The 25,558-nt window shown below is 38.2% G+C and carries 27 protein-coding genes; 16 read left to right on the top strand and 11 right to left on the bottom strand.

Features of this window, described 5'->3' with window-relative positions:
- The first annotated feature begins 75 nt into the window (after window positions 1-75).
- Window positions 76-408 (top strand): hypothetical protein, encoded by a 333-nt coding sequence (locus ABMA76_RS01545; RefSeq protein WP_392910210.1) that lies wholly within the window; start codon window positions 76-78, stop codon window positions 406-408.
- On the opposite strand, the gene ABMA76_RS01540 is transcribed toward ABMA76_RS01545, so the two are convergent.
- Complete coding sequence (locus tag ABMA76_RS01540; protein ID WP_392910212.1) at window positions 405-1,304, bottom strand: class I mannose-6-phosphate isomerase; 900 nt, start codon at window positions 1,302-1,304, stop codon at window positions 405-407. The genes ABMA76_RS01545 and ABMA76_RS01540 overlap by 4 nt on opposite strands.
- 99 nt (window positions 1,305-1,403) lie before the next feature.
- Between ABMA76_RS01540 and ABMA76_RS01535 the strand changes: the two genes are divergently transcribed.
- Window positions 1,404-2,090: an LON peptidase substrate-binding domain-containing protein gene (locus ABMA76_RS01535; protein WP_392910214.1), complete on the top strand. Its 687-nt coding sequence runs from the start codon at window positions 1,404-1,406 to the stop codon at window positions 2,088-2,090.
- Here the strand turns inward: ABMA76_RS01535 and ABMA76_RS01530 are convergent.
- Entirely contained in the window at window positions 2,087-2,728 is a 642-nt protein-coding gene (locus ABMA76_RS01530) for a diacylglycerol/polyprenol kinase family protein (protein ID WP_392910216.1), read from the bottom strand. The two genes, ABMA76_RS01535 and ABMA76_RS01530, sit on opposite strands and share 4 nt — an antisense overlap.
- Window positions 2,729-2,832: 104 nt before the next feature.
- Between ABMA76_RS01530 and ABMA76_RS01525 the strand changes: the two genes are divergently transcribed.
- The 6 genes from ABMA76_RS01525 to ABMA76_RS01500 are packed head-to-tail and all read left to right on the top strand — an operon-like array spanning window position 2,833 to window position 7,991.
- Window positions 2,833-3,798 (top strand): P-loop NTPase, encoded by a 966-nt coding sequence (locus tag ABMA76_RS01525; protein ID WP_392910218.1) that lies wholly within the window; start codon window positions 2,833-2,835, stop codon window positions 3,796-3,798.
- 19 nt (window positions 3,799-3,817) lie between these two features.
- Complete coding sequence (locus ABMA76_RS01520; RefSeq protein WP_392910220.1) at window positions 3,818-4,462, top strand: helix-turn-helix domain-containing protein; 645 nt, start codon at window positions 3,818-3,820, stop codon at window positions 4,460-4,462.
- Window positions 4,463-4,468: 6 nt separating this feature from the next.
- Complete coding sequence (locus ABMA76_RS01515) at window positions 4,469-5,440, top strand: RluA family pseudouridine synthase (protein ID WP_392910222.1); 972 nt, start codon at window positions 4,469-4,471, stop codon at window positions 5,438-5,440.
- Between the two features lie 2 nt (window positions 5,441-5,442).
- Window positions 5,443-6,027, top strand: coding sequence for a polyphenol oxidase family protein (locus tag ABMA76_RS01510; RefSeq protein ID WP_392910225.1), 585 nt, complete (start codon window positions 5,443-5,445; stop codon window positions 6,025-6,027).
- Window positions 6,028-6,030: 3 nt separating this feature from the next.
- Window positions 6,031-7,182 (top strand): thioredoxin domain-containing protein, encoded by a 1,152-nt coding sequence (locus ABMA76_RS01505; protein ID WP_392910227.1) that lies wholly within the window; start codon window positions 6,031-6,033, stop codon window positions 7,180-7,182.
- The gene (locus ABMA76_RS01500; RefSeq protein WP_393060708.1) at window positions 7,182-7,991 is read left to right on the top strand and encodes a TatD family hydrolase; all 810 of its coding nucleotides are present in this window, start codon (window positions 7,182-7,184) and stop codon (window positions 7,989-7,991) included. The genes ABMA76_RS01505 and ABMA76_RS01500 overlap by 1 nt, the downstream gene beginning before the upstream one ends.
- On the opposite strand, the gene cysK is transcribed toward ABMA76_RS01500, so the two are convergent.
- The 4 genes from cysK to ABMA76_RS01480 all read right to left on the bottom strand — a co-directional run bounded on the left by cysK (window position 7,983) and on the right by ABMA76_RS01480 (window position 11,690).
- Window positions 7,983-8,906 carry a cysteine synthase A gene (cysK, locus tag ABMA76_RS01495; RefSeq protein WP_393060706.1) on the bottom strand — a complete coding sequence of 308 codons (924 nt, stop codon included), beginning with the start codon at window positions 8,904-8,906 and terminating at the stop codon, window positions 7,983-7,985. The genes ABMA76_RS01500 and cysK overlap by 9 nt on opposite strands.
- A complete protein-coding gene (gene epsC, locus ABMA76_RS01490; RefSeq protein ID WP_393060704.1) occupies window positions 8,896-9,732 on the bottom strand; it encodes a serine O-acetyltransferase EpsC in 837 nt (278 codons plus the stop codon). Before epsC ends, cysK begins: the two co-directional genes overlap by 11 nt.
- 99 nt (window positions 9,733-9,831) lie before the next feature.
- Window positions 9,832-10,740, bottom strand: a complete 909-nt coding sequence (locus ABMA76_RS01485) for a S1 family peptidase (protein ID WP_393061045.1) — start codon at window positions 10,738-10,740, stop codon at window positions 9,832-9,834.
- Between the two features lie 56 nt (window positions 10,741-10,796).
- On the bottom strand, window positions 10,797-11,690 hold the full coding sequence (locus ABMA76_RS01480) for a hypothetical protein (RefSeq protein ID WP_393060702.1): 894 nt from the start codon (window positions 11,688-11,690) through the stop codon (window positions 10,797-10,799).
- A gap of 150 nt (window positions 11,691-11,840) precedes the next feature.
- On the opposite strand from ABMA76_RS01480, the gene gap reads away from it, so the two are divergent.
- From gap to tpiA, 3 genes are read left to right on the top strand one after another with little or no spacing between them, the layout of a single operon-like run.
- A complete protein-coding gene (gene gap, locus ABMA76_RS01475; protein WP_393060700.1) occupies window positions 11,841-12,860 on the top strand; it encodes a type I glyceraldehyde-3-phosphate dehydrogenase in 1,020 nt (339 codons plus the stop codon).
- Window positions 12,861-12,887: 27 nt separating this feature from the next.
- Window positions 12,888-14,084 carry a phosphoglycerate kinase gene (locus ABMA76_RS01470; protein ID WP_392910237.1) on the top strand — a complete coding sequence of 399 codons (1,197 nt, stop codon included), beginning with the start codon at window positions 12,888-12,890 and terminating at the stop codon, window positions 14,082-14,084.
- 28 nt (window positions 14,085-14,112) lie between these two features.
- Window positions 14,113-14,838 (top strand): triose-phosphate isomerase, encoded by a 726-nt coding sequence (gene tpiA / locus ABMA76_RS01465; RefSeq protein ID WP_392910239.1) that lies wholly within the window; start codon window positions 14,113-14,115, stop codon window positions 14,836-14,838.
- Here tpiA and ABMA76_RS01460 read toward each other — a convergent pair whose 3' ends face one another.
- A complete protein-coding gene (locus ABMA76_RS01460; RefSeq protein ID WP_392910241.1) occupies window positions 14,839-15,924 on the bottom strand; it encodes a hypothetical protein in 1,086 nt (361 codons plus the stop codon).
- Between the two features lie 86 nt (window positions 15,925-16,010).
- Complete coding sequence (locus ABMA76_RS01455; protein WP_393060698.1) at window positions 16,011-16,910, bottom strand: endonuclease/exonuclease/phosphatase family protein; 900 nt, start codon at window positions 16,908-16,910, stop codon at window positions 16,011-16,013.
- Window positions 16,911-17,070: 160 nt separating this feature from the next.
- Here ABMA76_RS01455 and ABMA76_RS01450 point away from each other — a divergent pair, with 160 nt between their 5' ends.
- Both ABMA76_RS01450 and secG read left to right on the top strand, forming a co-directional pair.
- A complete protein-coding gene (locus ABMA76_RS01450) occupies window positions 17,071-18,507 on the top strand; it encodes a phosphatidylserine/phosphatidylglycerophosphate/cardiolipin synthase family protein (RefSeq protein WP_392910245.1) in 1,437 nt (478 codons plus the stop codon).
- A 119-nt stretch (window positions 18,508-18,626) separates the two neighbouring features.
- Window positions 18,627-18,974 (top strand): preprotein translocase subunit SecG, encoded by a 348-nt coding sequence (gene secG, locus ABMA76_RS01445; RefSeq protein ID WP_392910247.1) that lies wholly within the window; start codon window positions 18,627-18,629, stop codon window positions 18,972-18,974.
- A gap of 47 nt (window positions 18,975-19,021) precedes the next feature.
- Here the strand turns inward: secG and ABMA76_RS01440 are convergent, their stop codons facing one another.
- From ABMA76_RS01440 to ABMA76_RS01430, 3 genes are all read right to left on the bottom strand, one after another.
- Window positions 19,022-19,723, bottom strand: a complete 702-nt coding sequence (locus ABMA76_RS01440) for an ankyrin repeat domain-containing protein (RefSeq protein WP_392910249.1) — start codon at window positions 19,721-19,723, stop codon at window positions 19,022-19,024.
- A 100-nt stretch (window positions 19,724-19,823) separates the two neighbouring features.
- Window positions 19,824-20,294 (bottom strand): single-stranded DNA-binding protein, encoded by a 471-nt coding sequence (locus ABMA76_RS01435; RefSeq protein WP_021268448.1) that lies wholly within the window; start codon window positions 20,292-20,294, stop codon window positions 19,824-19,826.
- 212 nt (window positions 20,295-20,506) lie between these two features.
- The gene (locus tag ABMA76_RS01430; protein ID WP_392910251.1) at window positions 20,507-20,929 is read right to left on the bottom strand and encodes a hypothetical protein; all 423 of its coding nucleotides are present in this window, start codon (window positions 20,927-20,929) and stop codon (window positions 20,507-20,509) included.
- 389 nt (window positions 20,930-21,318) lie between these two features.
- On the opposite strand from ABMA76_RS01430, the gene ABMA76_RS01425 reads away from it, so the two are divergent.
- The 3 genes from ABMA76_RS01425 (at window position 21,319) to ABMA76_RS01415 (ending at window position 25,538) form a co-directional block, all read left to right on the top strand.
- Complete coding sequence (locus ABMA76_RS01425) at window positions 21,319-24,069, top strand: Tad domain-containing protein (protein ID WP_392910253.1); 2,751 nt, start codon at window positions 21,319-21,321, stop codon at window positions 24,067-24,069.
- Window positions 24,070-24,203: 134 nt separating this feature from the next.
- Complete coding sequence (locus ABMA76_RS01420) at window positions 24,204-25,226, top strand: histone protein (protein ID WP_393060696.1); 1,023 nt, start codon at window positions 24,204-24,206, stop codon at window positions 25,224-25,226.
- 69 nt (window positions 25,227-25,295) lie between these two features.
- On the top strand, window positions 25,296-25,538 hold the full coding sequence (locus ABMA76_RS01415) for a glutaredoxin family protein (RefSeq protein ID WP_392910257.1): 243 nt from the start codon (window positions 25,296-25,298) through the stop codon (window positions 25,536-25,538).
- Window positions 25,539-25,558 lie beyond the last annotated feature (20 nt).

Here is a 25,558-nt window from a genome sequence, read left to right as displayed (position 1 = left end):
TAACATATTGATATTACGATCAAACATTTGGCATTATTCCTGCATCTAAGACAGTGTCTAAATCTTGGAGGGAATATGAAACTACTTAGCTTAATTGCATTTTCACTAGCATTCACACTATCAGCTCAGGCTTCTGTTAATTTTAAATGCTCTACAATGCGTAAGAATATTGAATTCAATTTAAAAGGAAATCAGATTCAAGTAGAAGGTCGTACACCGGCCCAGGCCCTAATTGGACGCACACATAAAGTTGGAAACTCAGTAACAAAGCACTACCAACTTGCTGGACAAAAATATCAAATTCACTTTGATGATGTGACGAATTCAAATGAAATGAATACTTATATTTCTATTCGAACTAAGAATGGGCACGAAGTAACATACCCACTAAGTTGTAATATTATCTAAACTTGTTTAACGACTAAAACCTTCGAGTCCGTTGTTGCCTTCAAGATAGCGGACTCAATATCCTTTACCACTGCCGACTCATACTCATTAATTTCAGTATCATCAATTTCACAAGTTCCTTCTAAAACAACAATCGAGCTAATTCCATTTAGAGAAAGGACACTTTCGTCTCCTGCTCCAAGTACTTTCACTCTTGTATTGAAGTAGTTATTACTTGTTAACAGGCCACTTCTATCAAGGTTCTTATATTGAAAATGCTCTAACTCATTAGCACTTGGTTTAAAGTTAATTACATCCATGGCCTTCTTTACATGGAGCTCACGAGGCTTTCCATCAAGGCCCATACGATTCCAGTCCCAAACGCGATAGGTAACACCAGAGTTTTGTTGAACTTCTACAAGTGTAACTCCCTTACCAATAGCATGAATTGAGCCGGCCGGAATATTGAAAAAGTCACCCTTTTGAACATTAATGAAATTCAGAAGCTCATTAACGTTTTCACCACTTTCAATGGCCTTTTGTAATCTTTCTTTAGTGATCCCTTCTTTTAGGCCAAGGTAAATTCCAGCATCATCTTCAGCATCTAGAATATACCAACACTCATCTTTTCCGAGAGCATCTTCATGGATATGAGCGTATTCATTATCTGGGTGAACCTGTATCGATAAGTTCTTACTTGTGTCGATAAATTTAATTAGATAAGTAAGGATCTTGCCTTCTAGAACTTCTTCAAGGCTTTGGCCATTTTCACAAAGAGAAAGGCCATTTTCTAAAGTTGAAACTTCCCATGTTTCACCTAATGGGCCATCAAACGAACCCTCAGGGTCTTTATATTTTTTTAACTTTTCGCCACCCCAAACAGTGGTAACTAAATGTGGAATTTGCTTTAAAATCATAGTGCTATGCTATCTTACTTTCCAGCATGAGCAAAGAAGATTTACCATTTTTAATAAGGTTTAATATGCTTCAAATGCCTATAAAAGCTATGATAAAGCATGACTTTAAACTTCCCAGAACGTATCGAAATTCCAGTAATCACTCTTCCCAACATTGTCTTTTTTCCGGGAACATCTCTCCCTCTTTATGTTGTCGATGATATTTTTCAAGACATATTTGAAGAGGCCACTTGCGCAGGAAACCCCATTGGAATTTCTCTGGCCATGGAAAAAGATTTTGAAACCTACTTCGCATACCCATGTGAAGTCTTTGGTATTGGACAACCTCTTATGATTGAAAGAGTAGACGGTAATACCCTAAAGGTATTGGTGCGCTGTATAGGCAAATGCCAAGTTAATTACCCAACCCAATCTAATCCCTACCCGATGTACAACGTAACGATTTTAAAAGATGATGAATGTGTCATGAGTAATATTGATGAATTCTATCGCCTTGAAAGTATTCTCTATAATTGGCTTGATATTAATATTCCAAATGATCAAGACCGTGACTACTTTATTGAAACTCTAAATAAGCCAGATCAAATCATCAATTATGTTGCTACTTTTATTATCAAGAGTCGTCAAATAAGACAGCTTCTCTTAGAGCAAGATAATATCAATGATAAAATTAAAATTTTAAATTCTCTAATTACTGATGAACACATCTTTCATGAAGACCCTATCGTGGCACAGGCCTTTGAAGAATTTGTTAGTGAAAATCTTCAGCTTAAACAGGCCAATTAAACAAGGGCAACTAAAATATTTATTAAGGCCATGGCACAAGCACTAAAGAATGAAAGCGTGAAGTTATCATCAACTCGTGTCGACAATAATTCAATAAATGCCGTTGCAATAGCGGTAAAGAAAGCAAAGATAATAATTTTCAAGCTCAATGGAAAATACATAAGTCCATAAATTGCTACAATTAAAAATGTCGTCAGAAAACAAGCATACGATCCCTCAAAAGTTCGGTCTTGCATTACTTTTCTTTTGCCATAACGAATGCCAATAAATGAAGATGCAGGGTCTGCTAATGAAAGAATGATTGTTGCTAAAAGTGCAATTTGTTCATCAAAGAGAAAGAAAGAAAGTCCAATACCTAGAAGAAAAAAAGGTGTGCCCGTAAAGCTATTAATCTCAGTATCCCTTAGAACACCACGACAAGAGTTTATAAATACTTGATTAATTCCATCAAATTTCAGGCGAAGAATTTCAACCAGTGTAAATAAAGCACTCGCTCCAAGAACTATTATTGAAAACTTATGAGAATCAAGATTAGACAGAAGATAAATTGAGGCAATCCCCAATCCAGCAAAAATATGAACTAACTTTCTTAATAAGTGTGGTTCAAACTTACTTGGGAATCTATAAATACTTTCCATTACAACAATATATAATTTTAGAAAAATAAAATAAAGACCTTTTCGAGGCTTTTTAATTTTGGCTATAATGATGGAAAGTTAAGCAAGTAATACAAGGACGTATTTTGAATAATAGTACAAATTCACATTTAGCAGATGCTGGCCAATATCTAGGTGCATCAAATAATGGCAAGAAAATCTGGGCCATTGGTGGCGGAAAAGGTGGCGTAGGAAAAAGTCTGGTTACGTCAAACTTATCGATATGCCTTGCCCTAATGGGAATGAAGGTTATTGCCATTGATATGGACCTCGGAGGTGCAAACCTTCACACATGCCTTGGGGTAAGTGTTCCATCTAAAACTTTAAGTGACTACTTCACTAAACCAAATACAAAACTTTCAGATCTAATTACTCCTACTCCACTTAAGAATTTAAGTCTAATCAGCGGAGCACAGGATAATTTAGGGATGGCCAATCTTAAGGCCGCTCATAAATCAAAGGTTTTGAATGATCTTCGTGAATTAGATGCCGATTATATTCTTCTCGACCTCGGAGCGGGAACAACTAATAATACTTTAGATTTCTTCTTAGGAGCAGATCAAGGTATTCTAGTAACTCTTCCAGAGCCAACCTCAATTGAGAATACTTATCGTTTTATCAAGTCAATTTACCACCGCAAACTTCAATCGGTTGATGACTTCTTAGAGCTAGGGCCACTAATTGATAAAGTTCTAAATGGAAAAGTAGGTGAAAATCGTACTCCATCTGAGATTATAGAAAAGGCCATGCAAATCAATGAGGCGCAAGGTTTAAAGCTTAAGAGAGAAATCGAGGCCATTACTCCAAAATTAGTTATCAATCAGGCAAGAACCCAAGCCGACATTGATATTGGTTTTGCTATGAGAATCATTTCTAAGAAGTACTTTGGTATCAACTTAGATTACGTTGGATTTCTTGAATACGATGCAACGGTTTGGCAAAGTGTAAAGAAAAAGAGGCCTCTAATCCTAGAGTTCCCGAATTCAGCACTTGTAAAGAATTTCGAGCACGTCATCAATCGTATTTTAAATCTAACGAAGAAAATTATTTAATTAATTTAATGAGGAATAAATGAGTAAAGATAAGAACTATTATGAGGTTTTAGAAGTTGCACCTAATGCTTCGGCCGATGAGATTCAAAAAGCATATACAGCAGCAAGAACTGCATACAGTGGTGATAGTCTGGCCATTTACTCTCTCCTATCAGAAGAAGAGGCACATAAAGTACTTGAGCTTATTGAGGAAGCTTATAATATTCTAAGCAATCCAACGAAGAGAAAAAAGTACAATCAAGCACGTGGAATTGTTATCGAAGATGACACAAACTACATTCCAACAACAACAAAGCCTGAAGATGAAAATACGATTAAAGTGACTAACCAGATGAATCGTCTTGTGGCCAAGAAACGCTACGGCCTAGAGTATGAACAGAACGCTGAGTTTGAAAAAGAAATTGAGCAATGTAGTGAATATACTGGTGAATTCCTTAAGAAAGTTCGCGAGTACAAAAAAGTTGATGTTAGTCGTATGTCTGATATGACAAAGATTTCAAAAACATTTTTACAATATATTGAAAATGAAGAAGTCGATAAGATGCCTGCTATCGTTTACGTTAGAGGATTCGTCTACCAATATGCAAAAGTCTTAAAGTTAAACCCTGATCTAGTTGCTAACTCATACCTTCAAAGAGTTAAGGCTTTAAAGGAAGGCAATTAAGTTGTCATGAGTGATCAAAATTCTAAGTTTATTATTAAGATCACCCAAGAAGACCATGATGAGTTTACTCGACTCGATCAAGTCCTCGCTAGTAAACTTGAGCAATCACGAAGTTTCTTAAAGGAGCTTTTTAAAAAAGGCTCCATTACTTCTAATGTAAAAATTGAACTAAAGAAAATGCCTGCAGTAGGCACGGAAGTTCTGATTGATATACCTCCCCCAAGAGAATCCACTGCCAAAGCAGAAGACATTCCACTTAAAATTTTATTTGAAGACGAGCACCTTGCTATTGTCGTAAAACCTGTTGGAATGGTGACTCACCCAGCACCGGGAAATTACACAGGAACTCTTGTCAACGCAATCCTTCATCACTGTAAAGACATTCAAGGAGTTGGTGATGAAAAGCGTCCAGGAATTGTTCACCGTCTTGATAAGGGAACAAGTGGTGTAATGGTTGTGGCGAAGAATCAAAAGTGCCACGAAGAACTTGTAAAACTCTTTCAGGCCCACGATATTGATCGTTACTATGAATGTATCAGTGTAAGCACTAAGCTTGCTCCGGAAGGAAGACTAGAGTCTACTATCGGCCGCCACCCAAATAATCGCTTAAAAATGGCCGTTAATGTTCGCACAGGTAAAAATTCAATCACTAATTATAAAGTACTAAAATATTACCAAAATCTAAGCCATGTTGAGCTTAAGCTTGAAACAGGACGCACACATCAAATTCGTGTTCATCTAAGTCAGCTTCTCAATGCTCCCATTCTTATGGACCCTCTTTATGGCGTGCCTAAGAATGACCTCTTACGAGTTGATAATCGCCTTAAGGCCATTATTAAAGATTACGAGCATCCTTTTTTACATGCAAAAATTCTTGGCTTCACTCACCCGATGACAAAAGAGAAATTATTTTTTGAAGAACCACCTCCACCAATCTTTCAAGAAGTCCTCGACTTTCTTGAGTCGGAAGCGGAGTAGACTTGGCTAAACTACTTTATCAGAAGAAAATTTCAGATTATCTCTTCGAAGTATATGATGACCGACCTGATTTTGATTTTGATGAAGTAAAGCAAATTCACTCCTCTATTGTGGTCGGCACCCCTGCTTCTAACAATAATGAAGCTGATGCCATAATATCTGGTCTCAAACTTGAGCGTCCACTAGCAATTAAGACCGCTGATTGCTTACCCATAGTAGTTATTGGTAAATCGGGAGTTGCTAATATTCATGCCGGTTGGCGCGGCCTAGCTGAACAAATTATCTTAAACGACGAAATTAAAGAAATTGAACCTGAAATTATCCTTATTGGTCCACACATAAGTGCTCTAAATTATGAGGTTAGCGAAGAATTTAAACAAATTTTTCCTAACTCCCAAGCATTTGCCGTGATAGAAGGCAAGTTAACGTTCAACTTAGAGATGGAATTAAGGGCACAAATTGCAAAAAAATTTCCAAATGCACATGTCATATCTACCAATATATGCACATTTGAAAATCTCAATTATAATAGCTTTAGAAGAAATCAAACAACTAAGAGAAATTATAATATTTTAAAAAGGAATTAAAATATGACTGATAGTTTTTTAAATCGCCTAAGTTTTAACAAGAGAGTTTTATTTTTTGTCGCAGGTCTTGCGATGTTTATTCTCTCAATTTATCTAACTAACCACTACTACCAAGTTAAATTTCCTGTAGGTTTTGGTTCTGCTTCTGCATGTAATATCAACTCATTCTTAACATGTGATGCAGCAACTCTTTCACCTCTATCAAATATCGCAGGTGTTCCAATTTCCGTCTTTGGAATTGTTATGGGTGCCATGGTTATGCTTTTTTATATGGTTGATAGCAAAAGAGCCGAAGGAAGTTTATTTCTTCTACTTCTATTAAATGGTATTGGATGTCTTGTCCTATTTATCTACTCTTTAGTAATGCTTGGAACTCTATGTCCATTCTGTACACTTTACTATGTAGCTTCTTGGATTGGACTGGCCATGATGTTTCAATACAAAGCGGATCGTGATTTTGATGCAAAATTCTTTGCAACAGCTGCAATCTCTATGGTTATCAGTGGTTCTGTCGCTTATGGTTTTACAAATTCAAAAGTTGAAAATTCGACTGCAAGAAATGCACAAATCGTTGCAATGTTTAAGAATCTAAATAACTTAGGAACTCCGGCGAAAGCTTCTCCTTACCGTCTAGCTTCTTCTTCAGAAGATTTTAAAGATGCGCCAATTCAAATGTCAGTCTTTTCAGACTTTCAATGTCCAGCGTGTAATGCTCTTAACTTAGTACTTCCTACAATTGAAAAGAAATACGAAGGAAAGATTAATATTCAGTACTTCTTCTATCCACTTGATCACAATTGTAATGCTGGAATGAGTGGACCTCTTCACCAGCTAGCATGTGAAGCGGCATACCTTGCAAGTTGTGTTGGGCCTCAAAAATTCAAATCTGTTCACGATGCTATTTTTGAAAATCAATCAAACCTAACTGCTGAGTGGATTAGCAACAAAGCAAAAGAGTTTGGAGTAACTGAATGTATGGCAAAGCCTGAAACAAAGCAGGCCGTTGTGGATATGATCGCTCAGGCCAATTCTTTTAATGTACAATCGACACCAACTCAGCTAATTAATGGTGTAAAAATTGAAGGTGTAAGGCCATTAAGTGACTATACTGCAATTATGGATCACCTATTAAAAGAGAATAAAGCTAAAAACTAATGAGTAAAAAAAAAGAAAGAATTATTCCTAAATATACAGTGGGTCCGATCGAGACCCACTGTCATCTCGACTACCTCAAAGGCCAAAAATTAATTGATACACTAGAAAAATGCCAAGAATATGGTGTTAATAAAGTTGTGACAATTGCGGTCTCTCCTGAAAATCTAAAAAAAGTGAGAGAGTTAACGGCCAATGAAATTGTCTACGGTACTCAAGGGATTCACCCTCATGAGGCCAAGCATATTACAGAAGAAACTTATCAAGAAATAGAAGATAGTTTAGCAAATCCTAAAATTGTTGCTGTTGGCGAGATTGGACTTGATTACTACTACGAGTTCTCAGACCCAAATATCCAAAAAGAAGCTTTTGAAAAACAATTACAAATTGCATGTGATAGTGACCTTCCTGTTGTTATTCACACACGTGAAGCGGATGAAGACACAAAGGCCATCTTAAAGAACTTCTCAACAACACTTAAAAGAAAAGGAGTGATCCATTCTTTTACTTCAGGTATCGAGCTTGCTGAGTTTTGTTTAAGTGAAGGGTTTCACATTGGATTTAATGGAATTGTGACTTTCAAAAATGCTAGTAATGTTCGCGATGTTTTAGATATCGTTCCTATTGAGCAAATGCTTCTTGAAACAGACTCTCCTTATCTTACTCCAGTACCTTTTAGAGGACGTGAAAATGCCCCATTCTATCTTCCATGTGTTGCAGACTTCATTGCAACTCATAAAGAAATAGATGCCCAAAAATTAATCGACGTTGCCAATAGCAACGCCGAAAATCTATTCTTTAAATTAAAATAATCCCTCAGTTGATAGATAGCGCTCACCTGTGTCGTAGCAAAAAGTTAGCACAGTTGAGCCTTCAGGCATCTCGCTTATTTTCTTAGCGACTGCCGCGAGAGATGCTCCACTTGAAATTCCCAAAAGAATTCCTTCTAAGCGAGCTGTACTTCTAGTAAACTCAAAAGCTTCATCTTTTGTTATTGTGACCACTTCATCCAGTAGCTCACGCTTAAGAACACTAGGAACAAATCCTGCTCCTATTCCTTGAATAGGATGAGGACCAGGATCACCACCCGATAGAACAGGTGAATCACTAGGCTCTACCGCAATAACTTTTAAAGAGCTAAATTTCTCTTTTAAGACCTCTGAAACTCCAGTTATATGGCCACCTGTTCCAACACCAGTAATAAGATAATCAATGCTACCATCAATATCTTCTAAAATTTCTTTTGCCGTTGTATCTCGATGAACATCAACATTTGATGGGTTATCAAATTGCATTGGCATCCACGAGTTAGACTCTTGATCACAAATCTCTTGGGCCTTCTCTATTGCTCCCTTCATTCCCTTTTCTTTGGGAGTGAGTACTAACTCAGCTCCAAATAAGGCCATTAAACGTCTTCTTTCTAAGCTCATACTCTCAGGCATCGTAATGATTAGTCGATAACCTAGAACTGCACAGGCCATGGCCAATCCGACTCCAGTATTTCCAGAAGTAGGCTCAACGATAACTGTTCCATCTTTCACAAGCCCCTTCTTTTGCGCATCTTCAATCATTCTCTTCGCAATTCGATCTTTGATTGATCCACCTGGATTTGCACGTTCAAGCTTTGCATAGATTGTAATATTTTTCTTATTGGCCTCGGGAAAGAGACGATTAATTTTAACGAGAGGTGTATTTCCAACGGTGTCCAAAATATTATTAAATTTCATATGTAAGCTCCTCGGTACTAAATTGTCGATCCTTCACATCTAAGTGAACTTCGCTTTTATGATAAACAATTGATTTTTTCTTCACACTTTGTGTTAGCCAGACATTCCCACCAATCGTTGAGCCTTCACCTATTACAGTCTTTCCTCCAAGAATTGTTGCGTGTGCATAGATCACGCAATCATCCTCAATTGTAGGATGGCGCTTCGTATTCTCTAATTCCTTACTGACGGATAAAGCTCCTAAGGTTACCCCTTGATAAATCTTTACCCGATTACCGATTATAGCAGTCTCTCCAATAACAACCCCTGTTCCATGATCAATAAAGAATGATTCCCCAATCTTAGCTCCTGGGTGAATATCGATTCCTGTCTTATTATGGGCGTATTCTGCAATCATACGAGGAAAGATTGTTAAAGATTTCCCGTAGAAGAAATGGGCCAATCGATAAGAGGCAATGGCAAAGAGCCCGGGATAGCATAGAACAACTTCACAGATATTTTTTGCAGCAGGGTCTCCTTCCATTAGTGCTGTCGCATCAACTTCAATCTTTTTTGCAAGCGTAAGTAATTCCAAACTGTAATTTTCGATAAGCTTGAGCCTAACTTCACTATCAAGCTTTAAGTGATTTAAAATTTGATCTGTACTATTAAGGTGACGATTGAAATACAACTCGAAGTCTTCATAATTTAAAAATTGCATCCTGACAGAACCTGGTAAAATTATATTGAGGGCCTCTTCGACAAAATCCTCAATCATCTCAGGTTTTATTTCTGTATCGTGACATACCTTCTTCTTATGCTCATAAAGCTTCTTTATCGTTTCCATCGCGCAATTATAACACGCAGTTAAGGTGACTTAATTCACATATTTCTTTATAAATGGTTAATAAAATAACACTCGATTGTAAGTCATTGATTTAAATGACTAAGGATAGCTACGAAGGATTTCGTCTGAGTATTTATCGGCACAACTTAAGAGGTCTTTTTCGTTTTTGATACCAAAGCATTCTTGCGCAATTTTAATATTTCGCCCACAGTGGAAGTCAGTAAACTCATCAGAGATTCCTGTTACCTTCTTAAGCCAACAAGCAGAGTGATAGGCCAGAGAATATAAAGTGGCATACTTTCCTTCAGCACAAAAACCAAAAGAAGCAGAAACAACGGCCGCAATTTTCTTTTCTCCATTAACATCTACAAAAACAGGTCCACCACTATCGATATAGCAAGTATCTGTTTGCTTATTTCTCATATCGACTTCATTGAAAAATGCTTCAAAGATTGGGATATCGGCAACCCTCTTTTGCCCATAAATAATATTGGCATGAGCTGAGTCCATTGGCATGAAACCGATTTCGCCTGTGTATCCAAATCCAACAGCAGTTGTCACTCCACCTGGAATAATCTTGGCCAATACTTCTCTTGGGTCAGTAAGAAGAGAGTAAAACTTTTTAATCCTCAAAGGTAAATCGACTGTTAGAACAGCAAGATCAACTGTTTTCAAACTTGCTAGATCGGCCAGCGGCCCATTTGGGTATTTAAACTTTAAGCTCGGGTGTAGCTCTATTCCAGTGACGCTATATTGGGCATCAAGATTCTCTCTTGTTGACGCCGTCATAGACTTGCCTTCACCAATATAGACGCGAATTGATTTGAAATTTTTATTCTCAAGACAATGAGCTGCAGTAAGAATATGCATTGGAGTTAGGGCAACCCCTGTGCAAAAGGGACGCCCAAGCCTAACAAGGGCCACGACACTCTGATATTCACCTTTACTCACAGCTTCTCCCCCAACAATTGCAAAGCAAGAGCTAGAGAAAACAATGCAAAGGATCATAACATATTTTAGCATGACACTTCATAGCATAATGAGTTGATAAAGACTAGAAAGGATTACGAGTTATTTTGCTGATTCATCTCATAGAAAGCGCGATAGAGGCCCGCAAGTTGTTGCTTTCTCTTGGCCAAGTAGTTCTGATCTAAAACCTGGGTAATTTCTTGAAAAATTTCGCGATGCACATCGGCTGCTTCATCTATCTTCGTGTGACCCTCTGGCCTTAAAATATTGATCACATCTGTTGTCTTAAAATCACGAGCAACATTAGGCCCATCATTGAAAATAAAAGAACGATCCAGCATAAAATTGAGATTCTTTTTTACATTCTTCGGAATGATATCATTATCAAAGCCTACCGAATCGAGAGTCACAAGAAGATTCACCTCTCTAAAACCGGCCTCTGCACTGTTGAGTCGATTGGCCAAGTTCACGACCGCATCACCTCCAAGGGAGTGACCAACTAGGATAATTGGTTGATCCTTAGGTCGCCTAAGAACATCCTCAAAAACCTTATCTTCATCATTCCAACTTACAAACTCTCCATCGCTAAAAGATTTAGCGATATCTTCAAGGCCACCTTTAGAGCTAAGAGTTGAAAGATGAAGTCCTTCTAAAAAGAAAATTGCAGGCTTATTAATTGGTAGTAATTCCTTTACCGGCTGAATCTTCTTAACTTCACTACTCTCCTCTGGTGCATTAACAGCTGACTTAGCAATTGTTGTCACGGCATCCACGGCAAGTTTCTTTCCGGCTTGAGCAATAGCAAGAGCATCTGTTGATATTGATGTCTTGGCAGCAGCTTCGGCAACCTTGGCAGTTTTCTCCACAACTTTAGTTGCATCCTTAACAAGCTTTTCAGGCACAGAGGCTTCACTCTTGATTCCATTCTCGTAATCCGCTTTGGATTTATAGTGAATGATATTTGATGGCATTTTTGAACTTGTCTGCATTAGTAAAATTATAGCTTGTTCAGCTATTTTTTGGGCAGTGAGCAAAAACGTCGCATCCTCTTAGAAATATGTGCTTTAGGTAGGCAATCTCTCTCGTTTGTGGCATATTACAGGGGTATTTTTTTTAATAATTAAGCACAGGAGTCAGGTATGTCTGGAAAGATCCGCGTTGGTATTAATGGTATGGGCCGTATTGGTCGTACAGTTCTTAGAGAAATCTTTAACCGCAATATTGAAAACTTAGAAGTCGTTGCAGTTAACTCACCAGGAGATATCAATGACTACGTTCACCTAATTAAATACGATTCAGTATTTGGACGTTTCAACGGTGAAGTAAGTGTCGATGAATCACACAAAATGCATGTTAACGGAAAAGAGATTTCTTTTCATAAGTATAGAGATCCAAGTGAAATTCCTTGGACACAAGATAAAGTTGATATCGTAATTGATGCAACAGGTGTTTTTAAAGACCAAAAATCTCTCATGAAGCACGTAACTGGAACAGTTAAAAAAGTTATCCTTTGTTGTCCAGGTAAAGACGTTGATAACACAATCGTTATGGGTATCAATGAGAATACTTATGATGCTGAAAAACACACAGTTGTTTCAAATGCATCTTGTACAACTAACTGTCTATCTCCAGTTGCTAAAGTCCTTCACGATAAGTTTGGAATTACAAATGGTCACATGACAACTGTTCACTCTTATACAGGTGATCAAAATATCCTAGATGCTTCACACTCTGACCTTCGTCGTGCTCGTGCAGCAGCGGTTTCAATGATCCCAACAACAACTGGTGCAGCTAAAGCGGTTGGTCTTGTTATTCCTGAACTAAAAGGAAAGCTTGATGGTTTCGCAATTCGCGTTCCAACTCCGAACGTTTCTCTAGTTGACCTTACAGTTAATCTTGAAACAGAAGTAACTGAAGAAGAAGTAAACGCAGCTCTTAAAGAAGCAAGTGAAACTTCAATGAAAGGTATCCTTGGATTTGAAGATGAACCACTAGTTTCTGTTGATTTTATGGGCATGAGAGAGTCTTCATGTGTAGACGCTCCTCTGACAAAAGTAATTGATAAGAAGAGTGTGAAAGTTGTTACTTGGTATGATAACGAAGCTGGTTTCTCTAACAGAGTAATTGATCTTGCAGGCTTCATCGGTAGCCAACTTTAATACTTAAAAAGTAAATTAGGAAAAACTATGGCATTACAATTTATTGACAGCATTGATGATTCACAAATCAAAGACAAGAAAGTTCTTGTTCGTTTTGATTTCAATGTACCTCTAGATAAAGAAACTAAAGAGATTACTGATACAACAAGAATTGATAATGCTCTTGAAACGATCAAGCTAATTCTAGACAAAGGTGCATCTAAGCTAATTATGATGTCTCACCTTGGTCGCCCAAAAGGACAAGTGAATCCAGACTTCTCTCTTGAGCCAGTTGCAACATATCTTGCAGATAAACTTGGTGAAGAAGTTACGCTAACTGAATCATGTCTTGATCGAGGAATTAAAACTCTTTTAACATTAAACTCTAACAAGATCATTCTTCTTGAAAACCTTCGTTTTCACAAAGAAGAAACACAAAATGATCGCGAGTTTGCCCGTAAACTTTCTGAATACGCAGATATCTATGTAAACGATGCATTCGGTGCTGCTCACAGAAAACACGCTTCAACTTATGAAATCAACGCATTCTTTAAGAACCATGCTTACGCTGGCCTTCTTATGAAAAAAGAAATCGCAGCTCTTTCGAAAATTACGCAAAGACCTGAAACTCCATTTGTTGCAGTAGTTGGTGGTGCAAAAGTAAGTGATAAAATCAAGATCATTGAAAGATTACTTTCAAGTGTATCAAGTCTTTTAATCGGTGGTGCTATGGCCTACCCTTTCCTAAAAGCAAAAGGAAATGAAGTTGGAACTTCTCTTTGCTCTGATGAAGACGTAAGTCTAGCAAAGAAAATCTTCTCTCAAAGTACTGCACACAAAATTGTTCTTCCAATTGACCACGTTGTTTCAAGTGAATTTGGTGGAAGGCCAGAGGCAGTTGATAAAGTTGGTATTCCAGATGGAAAGATGGGACTAGATATTGGAGAACAAACAATTGCAAAGTATAGCTCACTTCTTCGTGAAGCAAAGACGATTCTTTGGAATGGGCCAATGGGAATTTTTGAAAATGAAGATTATGCCAAGGGTACTTTTGCAATCGCTGAAGCTTTAAGTGAGTCAGATGCCTACACTCTTGTTGGTGGTGGAGACTCGGTAAGTGCCGTAAACAAATCAGGACTTGCAAGCAAGATGAGTCACGTTTCAACTGGTGGTGGTGCTTCTCTTGAGTTTATCGAGAAAGGCAGCCTTCCAGGAATTAGTGCTCTAAAATTTGGTGTTGAATAAAACTTAAACAATTAAAAGGGATGTAAATATGACTGAGAGAACGAAGTATATCGTAGGAAACTGGAAGATGAATCAGAACACAGAAGACGTTATCGCCTTCTTTGATGCTATCGACAGCTCTAAACTTCGTCACGAAGCATGGATTGCTCCACAAGCAATCCACATCCCTATTTGTCTTCAAAATACTGACGACTTTAAGATTGGTGCCCAAAACTGCGCAACAGAAAATAGCGGAGCCTTTACAGGAGAAATCTCTCCTGCTTCACTAAAGGACATCGGTGCCCACTTTGTGATCATTGGTCACTCTGAGCGCCGCTCAATCTACAATGAAGATGATGCAACTCTAAATGCAAAAACAAAAATCGCTCTTTCAAATGACCTAACAGTAATTTTTTGTATCGGTGAAACTCTTGAGCAAAGAGAAGCTGGTAAGGTCGAAGAAGTACTCTCAGAGCAACTTCGCCTAGGTCTTGCTGGTATTAAGAGTGACAAAATCATCATTGCCTATGAGCCAGTATGGGCCATTGGAACTGGTGTAACCGCCACTCCTGAGCAAGCACAAGAAACTCATGCCTTCATTAGAAAATACATCAATGAAAGTTTAGAAATCGATGGAGACAAAACTTCGATTCTCTATGGTGGATCTGTTAAGCCTTCAAATGTAGAAGACCTCCTATCATGCCTAGACATTGATGGAGGCCTTGTTGGTGGTGCTGCCCTACAAGCGGACAGCTACATGGGTCTTCACGCTTAATTAATAAACGTGAACTTTCATTTCTTCAGTATCGTTACAACTTAATTCCTTGTAAGTCTGAACATCATCAATTGATGGCAAACTTCCCCTTGGTAAGTATAGATTTTTAGTAACTCCTAAGACCGTTCCGTCGGGCTTAGCAAAGACACGCCAGTCTGTTCCCCAATCTGTTTCAAACTCAAACTCACCTAAATATTTTCTTTCTTCACCAAAATAAATAAGACTATCAACATTGATCTTCATATCACGACGAGCAAACTCTGGATGATACGGTAAGTAGAATTGAAACTCTTGTCGATCCCCTGCTTTAGCTGCAGGAAGAATCTTTAGAATCCCCTGAGAATTAGTAATTGCTACTTCCATTGAGTCCTGAGTAAGTGTGCGAACACCTTTGACAAGATAGCCATTCTCTTTTGCACAATGAAAGTAGTTATTAACTTTTAAGAGATCTTCTCTTCCATAGAAATCATGGCGAAAGATTAGTGACTTCTTCCTAAGGAAGAATAATCTCTTCTTTGTATAACCAAGTTGTCCTACTGATGCTTTAAGAGATTTCTTAAGGCCCTTACGTGCATCAATTTTCTTTGTGAATGAATGAGTGATTAAGTTTGGATTATAACGATAGTGTCCTTCCCGTGAGATCTCATTAAGGATTCCCTCAGCATCACATCCAACAAGCCCAAGGTAGCGAATATTTGGATGCACGGACTTGAAAAGGTCCTTTACGTCTTTTCCGTTAATACTTAAAACAGCTCCCATATTATTTGAACCTGTTGTATTCTGACTTGTACCGGCCGCATGGGATGCCCAGAACACAGCAATATTATTTGGGTTGTGCAGCTGGCGACGTAGCTCGTGAAAGTCCACACTATGTTTGACGACAATATTGTAGCCAGACTTATCAAAGTGCTTCTTGAAGATTTTTTCAAGTTTTGGATCAATCTTCCAGCCTTTAGGCTTGTACCAAATACGAGGTGTTTCAAGAGATGTTAGTAATACGACATTTGGTTTTACATCTTGCGCATATGTAAAATGCGCAGATACAAACGTCAGGACAGAGAGTGACAAAATAATTAAAGCTTTCATGCCTGAGAAATTAGCATAAAAAAATGAACACTAAGGCCTAATTAAAGTTAAATTCAAATGTTAAAATTTACCAACAATTAAGCTTACTATTGTATATCAACTCTTAGTGAGACTGGACAGTGGTCAGAAATAAAGCGTTGATACCAAGAGAGATTTTCTAATCTCTTTGTATTGCGGCTACTTCCACCACAAGCACGCCAAATTTCGACATACTTTGTTTCAGTCTTATCAGATACGTAGAAGTGATCAAAAACATTTCCAGAGCCACCATTACGATAAGTATAATCGTAGTCACTAGTTCTTCTCGTCACATCAATTGACTTAAAGGCATCTCCTAGAACAACGAGGTCAGACTCCTTGTCTTCATAACGAGAATTACGATATGTATTTAAGTCCCCTGCAATAACAACAGGAAGATTGTTTTGGCGATACTCGAGAACTCTCTTATTTAAATTATTAACTTGCTCAAGGCGCGCATCTATCGAGCTAGGCCCGGCCTTTAGGTGGAGGCCGACTAAGTGAATTAATGGCTTCTTTGAATAACGATCAATAACTTGTCCATAAAGGGCCGGTCTTAAGTAAGGACGGTTTTCCATAAGTGGATAAGTATAGTCGTCATCACCTTTTTCAGGAACGATATCTAGAGACTTTTTTAAACAGATCATAAGATGCTGGTGATTGAATTGCTCATGACGATATGAAACACAATGGTGACCAAGGCCATTCATTAATTGCCCTAATCTTTCTGTGTCGATGACTTCTTGAAAGAGAAAAATATCAGTATTGATATACTTCGTACTTAGAAACTCTGTAATAAAAGGATCACGATACTCGTCAGATCTTTGTCCTGAGATCTCTCCTCCCAGTCCATACCAACGTAAGTTAAATGTTGTAATTTTTAAACTACTTGCAAAGCTATTTCCAGAAATCGAAAATACCGTTGCAGCACAGGCCAGCCATGGCCAAAGTCTCTTAAGTCTTCCCATATGAAAATGGTAAATAAGGGATTGCCGAAGGTCAAAGTAATAATCCATTTAAGTTGCTGATATCACTTTCTGACCATTTTTTTTATTGAAATAATTTCTTACAACCTTCTCATTTCGCATTGCGTGGGATACACAATGCTCAAATCTGAAGGGAGACTGAATGAAAAAACTGCTATTTACGACACTAATTGCAAGTAATATCTTCGCTGGGGCAAGCTTTTGGGCGCTCTTCTCACCGCACCAAGGAGAGGAAGCATTTAATCAGATATACTCAGCAATCGATGGTTCAAAAGAAAAGGTTTGGCTAACTGTCTACAGCTGGTCGGATTCAAAAGTTGCAAAGAGTTTAGAAGTCGCATGCTTATCAGGTGTTGACGTAAAAGTTGTCCTCCACCCTAACCTTAGAAATAACTCTCGAGTTAATGATTACGCAACAGCAATCGAAGATGCTGGTTGTGGTGTAAAGTTTGCTTACAAAAAAATGCATGAGAAGTTCTCCATTGTAGATGATAAATGGGCCTTCAACTCAAGTGCCAATCTTTCAGGTGGTGCCAAATCTCGCTACTCTGAGAATTTTATTTTCAACAATGACTCTTCACAAGAAGGTCGCCTAACAATCAATACTTTAAATCGTGAGTTCAAGTTTCTATGGAACTCGGGAAAAGATATCTACACTTCAGAAACACAAGAAGAAAACCTAGCATCTCTTGATCTTGAAAGTTTAAAGAATGATCCAAATGAAGAAGAGAATCCTTCCTTTGTTTCAAGTTCAATGAACTTTAAATACACAAACCTAAAGCCATCATCTAAGAGCTACCTTCAGGGACGCTATATCAAGATGACTGCTCGTAAAGTAAATGGACAAAAGACATGGCTAGTTCGAGATGCCATGATTAAGCTAATCAATGAATCGCAAAAGAATATTCTTGTTAATGTTAATCACCTTGTTATCAAAGAAGTTGCTGATGCACTTCTAGATGCAGTTAAAAGAGGTGTCGACGTTAAGATTGTTGCCGACAATCAAGAATATAAAACAAGCACAAAATCAAAAGAGATGACTCCTTACTTTGTTTATAATTGGAAGAAACTTCCTGGAAATAAGAATAAGGTCGCACCAGTAAGAATTAAGTACTATTCTCACGCACCATCTCCACGCCACTGGGCATTGAATCACCATAAATACATGATCTTTGACTATGATGAGAATGATTTCTCAAAAACAAAGTTAATGAGTGGTTCATACAATATTTCAGAAACAGCGGAGCTCACTCAGTTTGATAATATGTTCACTTACAAAGGTGAAACTTTCGCTCAGCTCTTTAAAGACTTTAAAGGTGAATTTGATAACCTTTGGTTCTTAAACAGAGACGAGGATGATAAGCCGACTCAGGAAGCTTGGGACCGTGTTGCAAAACCTTATAATGGAAATATCTATCTTCACACAAAGATGCCCGTTTCTCTTACTTGGCCAGAGATCTACAAAGTTAGAAAGGCCGTCGCAAAAGCAGCACCTCAATTCTTTAGAAATGCTTACAAGAAGCGCGACTGCTATCTTTTTAATCTAGAAAAGCAGATCTTCACAGGTTGTCCAAACTAAATAAACGATCAGTTTCAATATTTATAACTCATCAGGTCATAGACAATACTTGTCATGGCCTCGATGTGTTGATATAAATTGTTGTTAATTTATCTATTTATATTGAAAGGAAATAAATTATGGTTACTGGTTTAATGATTTTTCACGGTGTTGTTTCAGTACTTCTAATCATCGTAGTTCTTCTACAATTTGGTAAAGGTGCGGAAGCAGGTCTTCTAGGTGGTGCTTCAGAAGCCGTATTCACAGGTAGCCAACAAGGTAATATCCTAAGTAAAATCACAGTTGTTCTTACAGTTCTTTTCCTAGGTAATTGTATTCTTCTAGCGAAGATTCAATCAGGTAAAGAGTCTAAGTCACTTCTTGATAGTGCAGCACCAATTGCAGCTCCACTTAACTCTGATACAACAGCTCCAGCACAAGCTCCAGCTGAAGAAACAAAATCAGAAGCAGCTCCAGCAGCAAAGTAATCAAACTAAAAGTTACATAATAAAAAAGCTCCCATCGGGAGCTTTTTTTATTTCTTCTTCATTAATTTTATAATTGAGTCTAGTCCCATCTCCTGTGCATACTGAGCAACAGTCTTTCCACTTGCATCCGGTATATTGGGGTCCGCCTTCATTCCTAATAGTGCACGAACATTGTCAAAACGCTTATTCTTGATCGCAATATGAAGAGGAGTATCCCCTCTCTTATTCTTCTCATTTACATCAGCGCCTTTTTTGGCAATATAGTAACGAATTGATTCTGGTGTTGATTTCTTTGCCATAGCAAAAAGCGAGGCCGGTCTTCTCTTCTTGTGAACTAGGCTTACTTCTGGAACAGAAGCAATTCCACGAGACTTTCTCTTCTTTGCAGCTTCGGCCGCCTTGGCCTCGGCAACAAGTTGAGCTTCATTTTTAAATTTATCTTCAACGAAGCTTACTTCATAATCACTGATGACAAATGAGCTATTTTCAATTTCATTGAGGTTTACATCCTCAAGTTGCCAATCTTTTTCAGTTTGAACAACTCTCTTTGGAGCATCACCTTTAAGATCCAGCTTCTCTTCCGAGATCCCATAAAGGTCTGCAAGATAACGATACTCAGCCTCTTCACTTTCAGTTAAAAGCATCTCATTACTTTCAACCTTACTTAACGGCAGAAGACCACCGTGCTGTTCAAAAGAACCACACGAAGCTAAAACAACTAAAAATGTTAAAAATCTTAACTGACTCATCAACTCACTTATCGCCAAGAAGTTAAGATTTCTTTAACAAATAGTAAGGCCACTCATAAGAGTGGCCTTAAGTATTCAAATTTATTTAGAAAATTAATCTCTAGAATGGGATGTCATCAGCTGTGAATGAAGCGTTAGATGAAATATCGTAACCTTGGTTCATATCATCTTGCTGAGGTGGCTCTTGATTGAATGAGTTGTTATTTGACTGACCCATTGAAGCACCTTGACCTGCAGATGGAGCTGCTCCACCTAGGAATTGTACAGTTCTTGCATTGATTTCTGTTGTGTATCTCTTGTTACCGTCTTTGTCTTCCCAAGATCTTGTTTGAAGTTGACCTTCTAAGTAAGCTTGACGGCCCTTTGCTAGGTATTGACCACATAATTCAGCAAGTTTTCCCCAAACAACAACTCTGTGCCATTCAGTTCTTTCTTGTTTTTGTCCGTTTTTATCTGTCCAAGACTCACCTGTTGCTAGTGAGAAGTTGCATACTGCCATCCCAGATGGTGTGTACTTAAGCTCTGGATCTTGTCCTAAACGTCCTACTAAAATAACCTTGTTTACACTCATTTGTTCCTCCAATCTTAATCGCGTATAACTGAAACAATACTTTAGAATTCAGTTATAACCGCAAGGTTGAGTATTACCTTAATACTTTACTACAATAATACGACTTTCCCTTATCGAGAAGTCATAAATAGCCTTGCAAATACAAAAAATAGAGCAAGCTGCGTCAAGAGCTTGAAATGATAAAAGTGAAAAAATTGGGATTCTATTTTTTTTTAATTCATGTCTGCAAAAGCTTGCTCTACATTTTCTGGAGCAATTTGAGCATGGCCACCTCTGGTCTGCCAAAACTCTTTTACTTTCGACTTAGCGATACGAACATCTTTCTTGTACCATGCTGCATCAAAGCCACAATGAGGACATGGTATTTCTTTTTTGAAATTCAGTCTTAGTGCTGCTTCAAAACCGGCCCAGTATAGAAAGAATGAGAAGATTCCTGCAAAGCTCACAAATGGGTATAGCATCCCAGTTGTAGCAACAGTCAGCATGAATACTTGGAAGTAATTTTTTGCATTCATATGAGGGTTTGTGATAACTGCCCTTTGAGTGCGACAAAGAGGACAGAAGAATTCAATATGCGCTTTCTTAAATTTGTAAGTACGCGTCTCTAATGGATTAAATGAATTCAATGTCTTCAATTATCGCCCTCCTAAGCATCGACAAAGTTAACAAACTTCGACTCCTTAATTTTACCAATTTAACTCCCCTGTTATAAGCAGGTAAAAAAGGTACCAGGCCCTGTTCTTATTCATCCATGAGTCGAACAAGACCATAAGCCTGGTAGAGATAAGCACCCAATAATCAGGTACTTAAAGATGACCGATGTGGCCATGGTTAAGGTGGTTAGCCTTGCCTGCACAAACGTTCTACTCCAGGGATCAGGCACCATATCCTTGGTACCTATTACTATTACAAGTTCAATGCCAAAATAACTCAGTGCAACTAACTGAAAATAGAAAGTGTTCATATGAATTGACGCATAAATGCCACTTTCGGTAGCATTAAGTTACCGGAAAAATAAGGCACTATGACACAAGCACATCATTCACATTCAGAAAAACTAGTTAAAAATAAAAAAGGCCAAATCAGTATCTTCTTTGGAGTTACCCTCGTGGCCATCTTCTCATTTATCGCATTTGTGGTGAATGTAGGACTCTTTGTAAAGGCCAAGATCAATCTGCAAAATGCAGTTGATTCGGCTGCATGGTCAGGGGCAGCCTCCCAGGCCAGACAGCTAACAAATATCGCTCACCTAAACTGGGAAATGCGAAATACTTATAAAGAGTGGATGTTTAAGTACTACGTTCTAGGTCAGCTTGCTAATGAAAATACTCACGCTAATACAACAGCGACAATGAACTTTGCCTTAAAAAGGTTTGATGAAACGGGATCTGACTTTAGTAGTGGTGTTAAGGGTGACCATTATAACGTTCCTTCTATATGCCTTCACTTTGGTTCAGGTAATAATGAAAACCTTTGTACAATTTATCAAATCCCTGGTCTTCCACGTTTTCACGTTGCAGGTATTCCAGATGTAAGTGAAGAGTTTGAAAGAACAATGGATGCCTTTGTTAACTTAAAGGCCAAGAACTGTATGGTTCGTTCGACTTACAACTTTTCGGCCGCAAAGAACTATGCCTTTGCCGCTGGAGTTTCCCAAAACGATGTTCCAATTGCAGCTGCAGACCGCACTGGTGCTTGGATTGAATCGATGGAGCTTGCCCTTCGAATTAGAAACCTTGAAATGATTGTGAATCGCCCACCTATTACTCAAGGAATTTGTGGTGGTGGTGCGGCTACTGGCTGTATAAATCCACAACAACTAAGTATGGAGAACCAGTCGACAGGTATTCCAATTAACGATCGACCACTTAAGGCCTATTTTGCAGCATCTAAGTCTGTTGGTGGTGGGATTTTTAATGAAAGCTTTGGTTCTTCCCTACAGAACTCATTAGTTCTTTATGAGTTAGCACCAAAAACTTTTACACCTTCTCCACAATCGCTTTCCAGCTTTCTCATCCCTCAAGATGCCAGTTATAATGGTGGAGAGCTTGTTGCCTCTTCAAAGCGCTATCTTGATCTTGTTCCAATGATCATGAACTTCACAACTTTCTTTACTACTTTTGCACCAACGACTGAAGGGATTTCAACAATTGCCGTTCCAGACTCAAGTGGAACAGCAGCGGAAGCCTCATGTGCCTCAACAAAAACGGCCCTTCCTGTACCGGGCTATATCCTTGGATTCTACAAGAACCCAAAGGTTGTGACTTACTATGCAGTTAAGGCAAAAGTTAAGTACACAGGACTTTTAAACCCATTTGGCCAAGTTATTGATATGGCCGCATACGCAGCGGCAAAGCCATTTGGAGGACGAATTGGACCAGCTCTTGTTTCTCCTACGGTTGGAAAAGACTACGCTGAATCAAGCTCAAACTCTGCTCGTATCGCTAATGCTTCTGGTTCAAGAAGTGCGAACTTCATTATGGGATTTACAACAACAGGTGACCCAAGAACTACTAATGACCCAACAGATGGTGTAAAGATTCAAGGCCTTCCACTACCAGCAACTTCAGACTTCTTTCTTGATGCAGCAGATACAACAGCGGCCATTGGTGGTATTCCTTCAAACGTCGATGTTAAGTTTACAATCCCGAATATGATCTACAATTTAAACTCGCAAACGACTTCGGAATCAGATCTACCAACCCTTGCTTACAACCCGAATCCAAGTAATATCACAGGTGAAAATGCCGGATTATTTACAACAAGGCAATTTGTAGATCTGAGAGCAAATATTCCAAACTACACTGTTAATCAAGCAGGTGTAACGGCCCAAAACCTCCTGGAGGCATTTCAAAATGTTCGTGCTCCAACCAATTACGATGCCATTAACTATATGGTTCCTACAGTTGATAGTTTAGAAACTGATACAACAGCTGATCATTTTCCTTCTGTTCGCTATATTGATCCATCGGCCAAAACAATTGGTTATTTTGCTCCACTCTTTCATGGGACTCTTCTCTATAAGGACCGTGAAGCTCTAACTGGAGTTCTAACTGACTATATCGATACTTTAAGTGATGCTGTTATTGTTTTTCGCAAGGCCCTCAGCTTTTATGCTACTAAAGTTAGGAATACGAGTGCGCAGGATCCAACGGCATATATTGATGCATCAAAGGCCATATTTGATCCAGATGTTGATGGGGATCCGACGACAACAACTGTCGCCCTACCAATTCCACAGTGCCAAAAGCAAAGTATCGCATCTCGCTTCACATACTTCATTCTTGGAAAAGATGAAGAAGCAAAACCAGATAATTGTGAAACAATCCCACTATTGGGTGCCGTAAAGACCTATATTAATAACAAGGCCCAGCAAAATCAATCTAACCTCTACTATATTACGACGTATCGCCAAAATAACGAGGCCAACCCACCTTCTCCCTCTCTAAACAACAACTCACTTAGGACAGCATATGCTCCAGGTAAGGATTATGGCGGGGAAAACAATGGCCGTTCGGTGAACCCATTTACTAACAAGGGTAAGAACCATCGTCGAAATGCCTATTCAACAAAGCTTATTAGCCTCGTATCAATAACAGATACTGCATCTGGTTATGCAAAGAATGAATCGAATTATATGGAGTTTCAGGCAGGCTTTTCACCAGAGGGCGAAACTCCTCGAAGCCCAGAAGATGTAAAAGCCACGGGGGATGTTATTTCAAACCCTCTTCCAAAAACAGAACTCTCTGAATTTGGTCCTGATTTATACTTCTAATCAATTTATCTTAATTTACCGACTCCCCTTTAGAATGGCCTGTAATGGGCCATTATAAATAAAAAAGAGCTTGCGAAAATTTAACGATCTTTTATATACTAGGGACGTATTTATAACTTTTTCGCGAGGTATATATGGCAAAGAAAAAAGTAGCCAAGAAGACTGCCAAAAAAACTGCAAAGAAAGCAACGAAGAAAGTTGCAAAAAAAGCGGCAAAGAAAGTAGCTAAAAAAGTAACAAAGAAAGCAGCAAAGAAAACTGCAAAGAAAGTAGCTAAAAAAGCAACAAAGAAAGCAGCAAAGAAAGTAGCTAAAAAAGCAACAAAGAAAACTGCAAAGAAAGTAGCTAAAAAAGCGACAAAAAAAGCAGCAAAGAAAGTTGCAAAAAAAGCAACAAAGAAAGCAGCAAAGAAAGTAGCTAAAAAAGCGACAAAGAAAGCAGCAAAGAAAGTAGCTAAAAAAGCGACAAAGAAAACTGCAAAGAAAGTAGCTAAAAAAGCGACAAAGAAAACTGCAAAGAAAGTAGCTAAAAAAGCGACAAAGAAAGCAGCAAAAAAAGTAGCTAAAAAAGCGACAAAGAAAACTGCAAAGAAAGTAGCTAAAAAGGCGACAAAGAAAGCAGCAAAAAAAGTAGCTAAAAAGGCGACAAAGAAAGTAGCTAAAAAAGCGACAAAGAAAGTAGCTAAAAAAGCGACAAAGAAAACTGCAAAGAAAGCAGCTCCAAAAGCAGCAAAGAAAGATACTAGTAAAAAAGACTCAACAAAAGGTCTTTCTCGTGAAGAAGCAATTGCAATGTATAAAGAGAAACACAAGGATGCTCTTGATTCTCAACTGGCAGACTCACTAAAAGAGTATGAGATTGAAGATAAACTTGCAGTGGCCGAAGAAACTAAGCTTGAAACAATTGAAGAAAGCGAAGATAGCGTTGGACTAGAAGCTGCAGAAAACTACAGTGAGCCAGGACCAAATCTTCAAGAGGAATATAATCCTGACGATGAACAAGATGAAAAAGATGATATGAGCTTTGGATGGGGATATAATGATGCATTTGACTCACCGGAAGAAGAAGTATCAACAGACGATCTTGATGAAGACGAAAGATACGCTCTTGGTCTTGATAAGTCTGAAGAAAATGAAGATGAGGATGATTTTTACTAAAATCTATTGAGATAAAATATAAATAACGAAAAAGCGGCTTTTGCCGCTTTTTCTATTTGGAACGATATTATGAAATTAGAATTTTTTTACTATACAGGTTGCCCATTTTGTCATCGCGTTATGGATGTAATTGATCAACTAGGGATTAATTTAACTTATTGCGATATAATGAATGACACATCGGCCCTAGAAAGGCATATTAAGACAACAGGAAGACGTACAGTACCTTGTCTCTATATTGACGATAAGCCAATGTTTGAATCGCAAGATATCATTAACTGGTTAGTTCAAAATAAGGATAAGCTTAAATAATTTTTTGAGGAAGTTATTCA

Origin of the sequence: Halobacteriovorax sp. ZH5_bin.2 (assembly GCF_043196375.1) — a bacterium.
Lineage (GTDB): Bacteria > Bdellovibrionota > Bacteriovoracia > Bacteriovoracales > Bacteriovoracaceae > Halobacteriovorax_A.
Note: the sequence above shows the minus strand (reverse complement) of the source record. Positions and strands in the feature narration are given on the sequence as shown.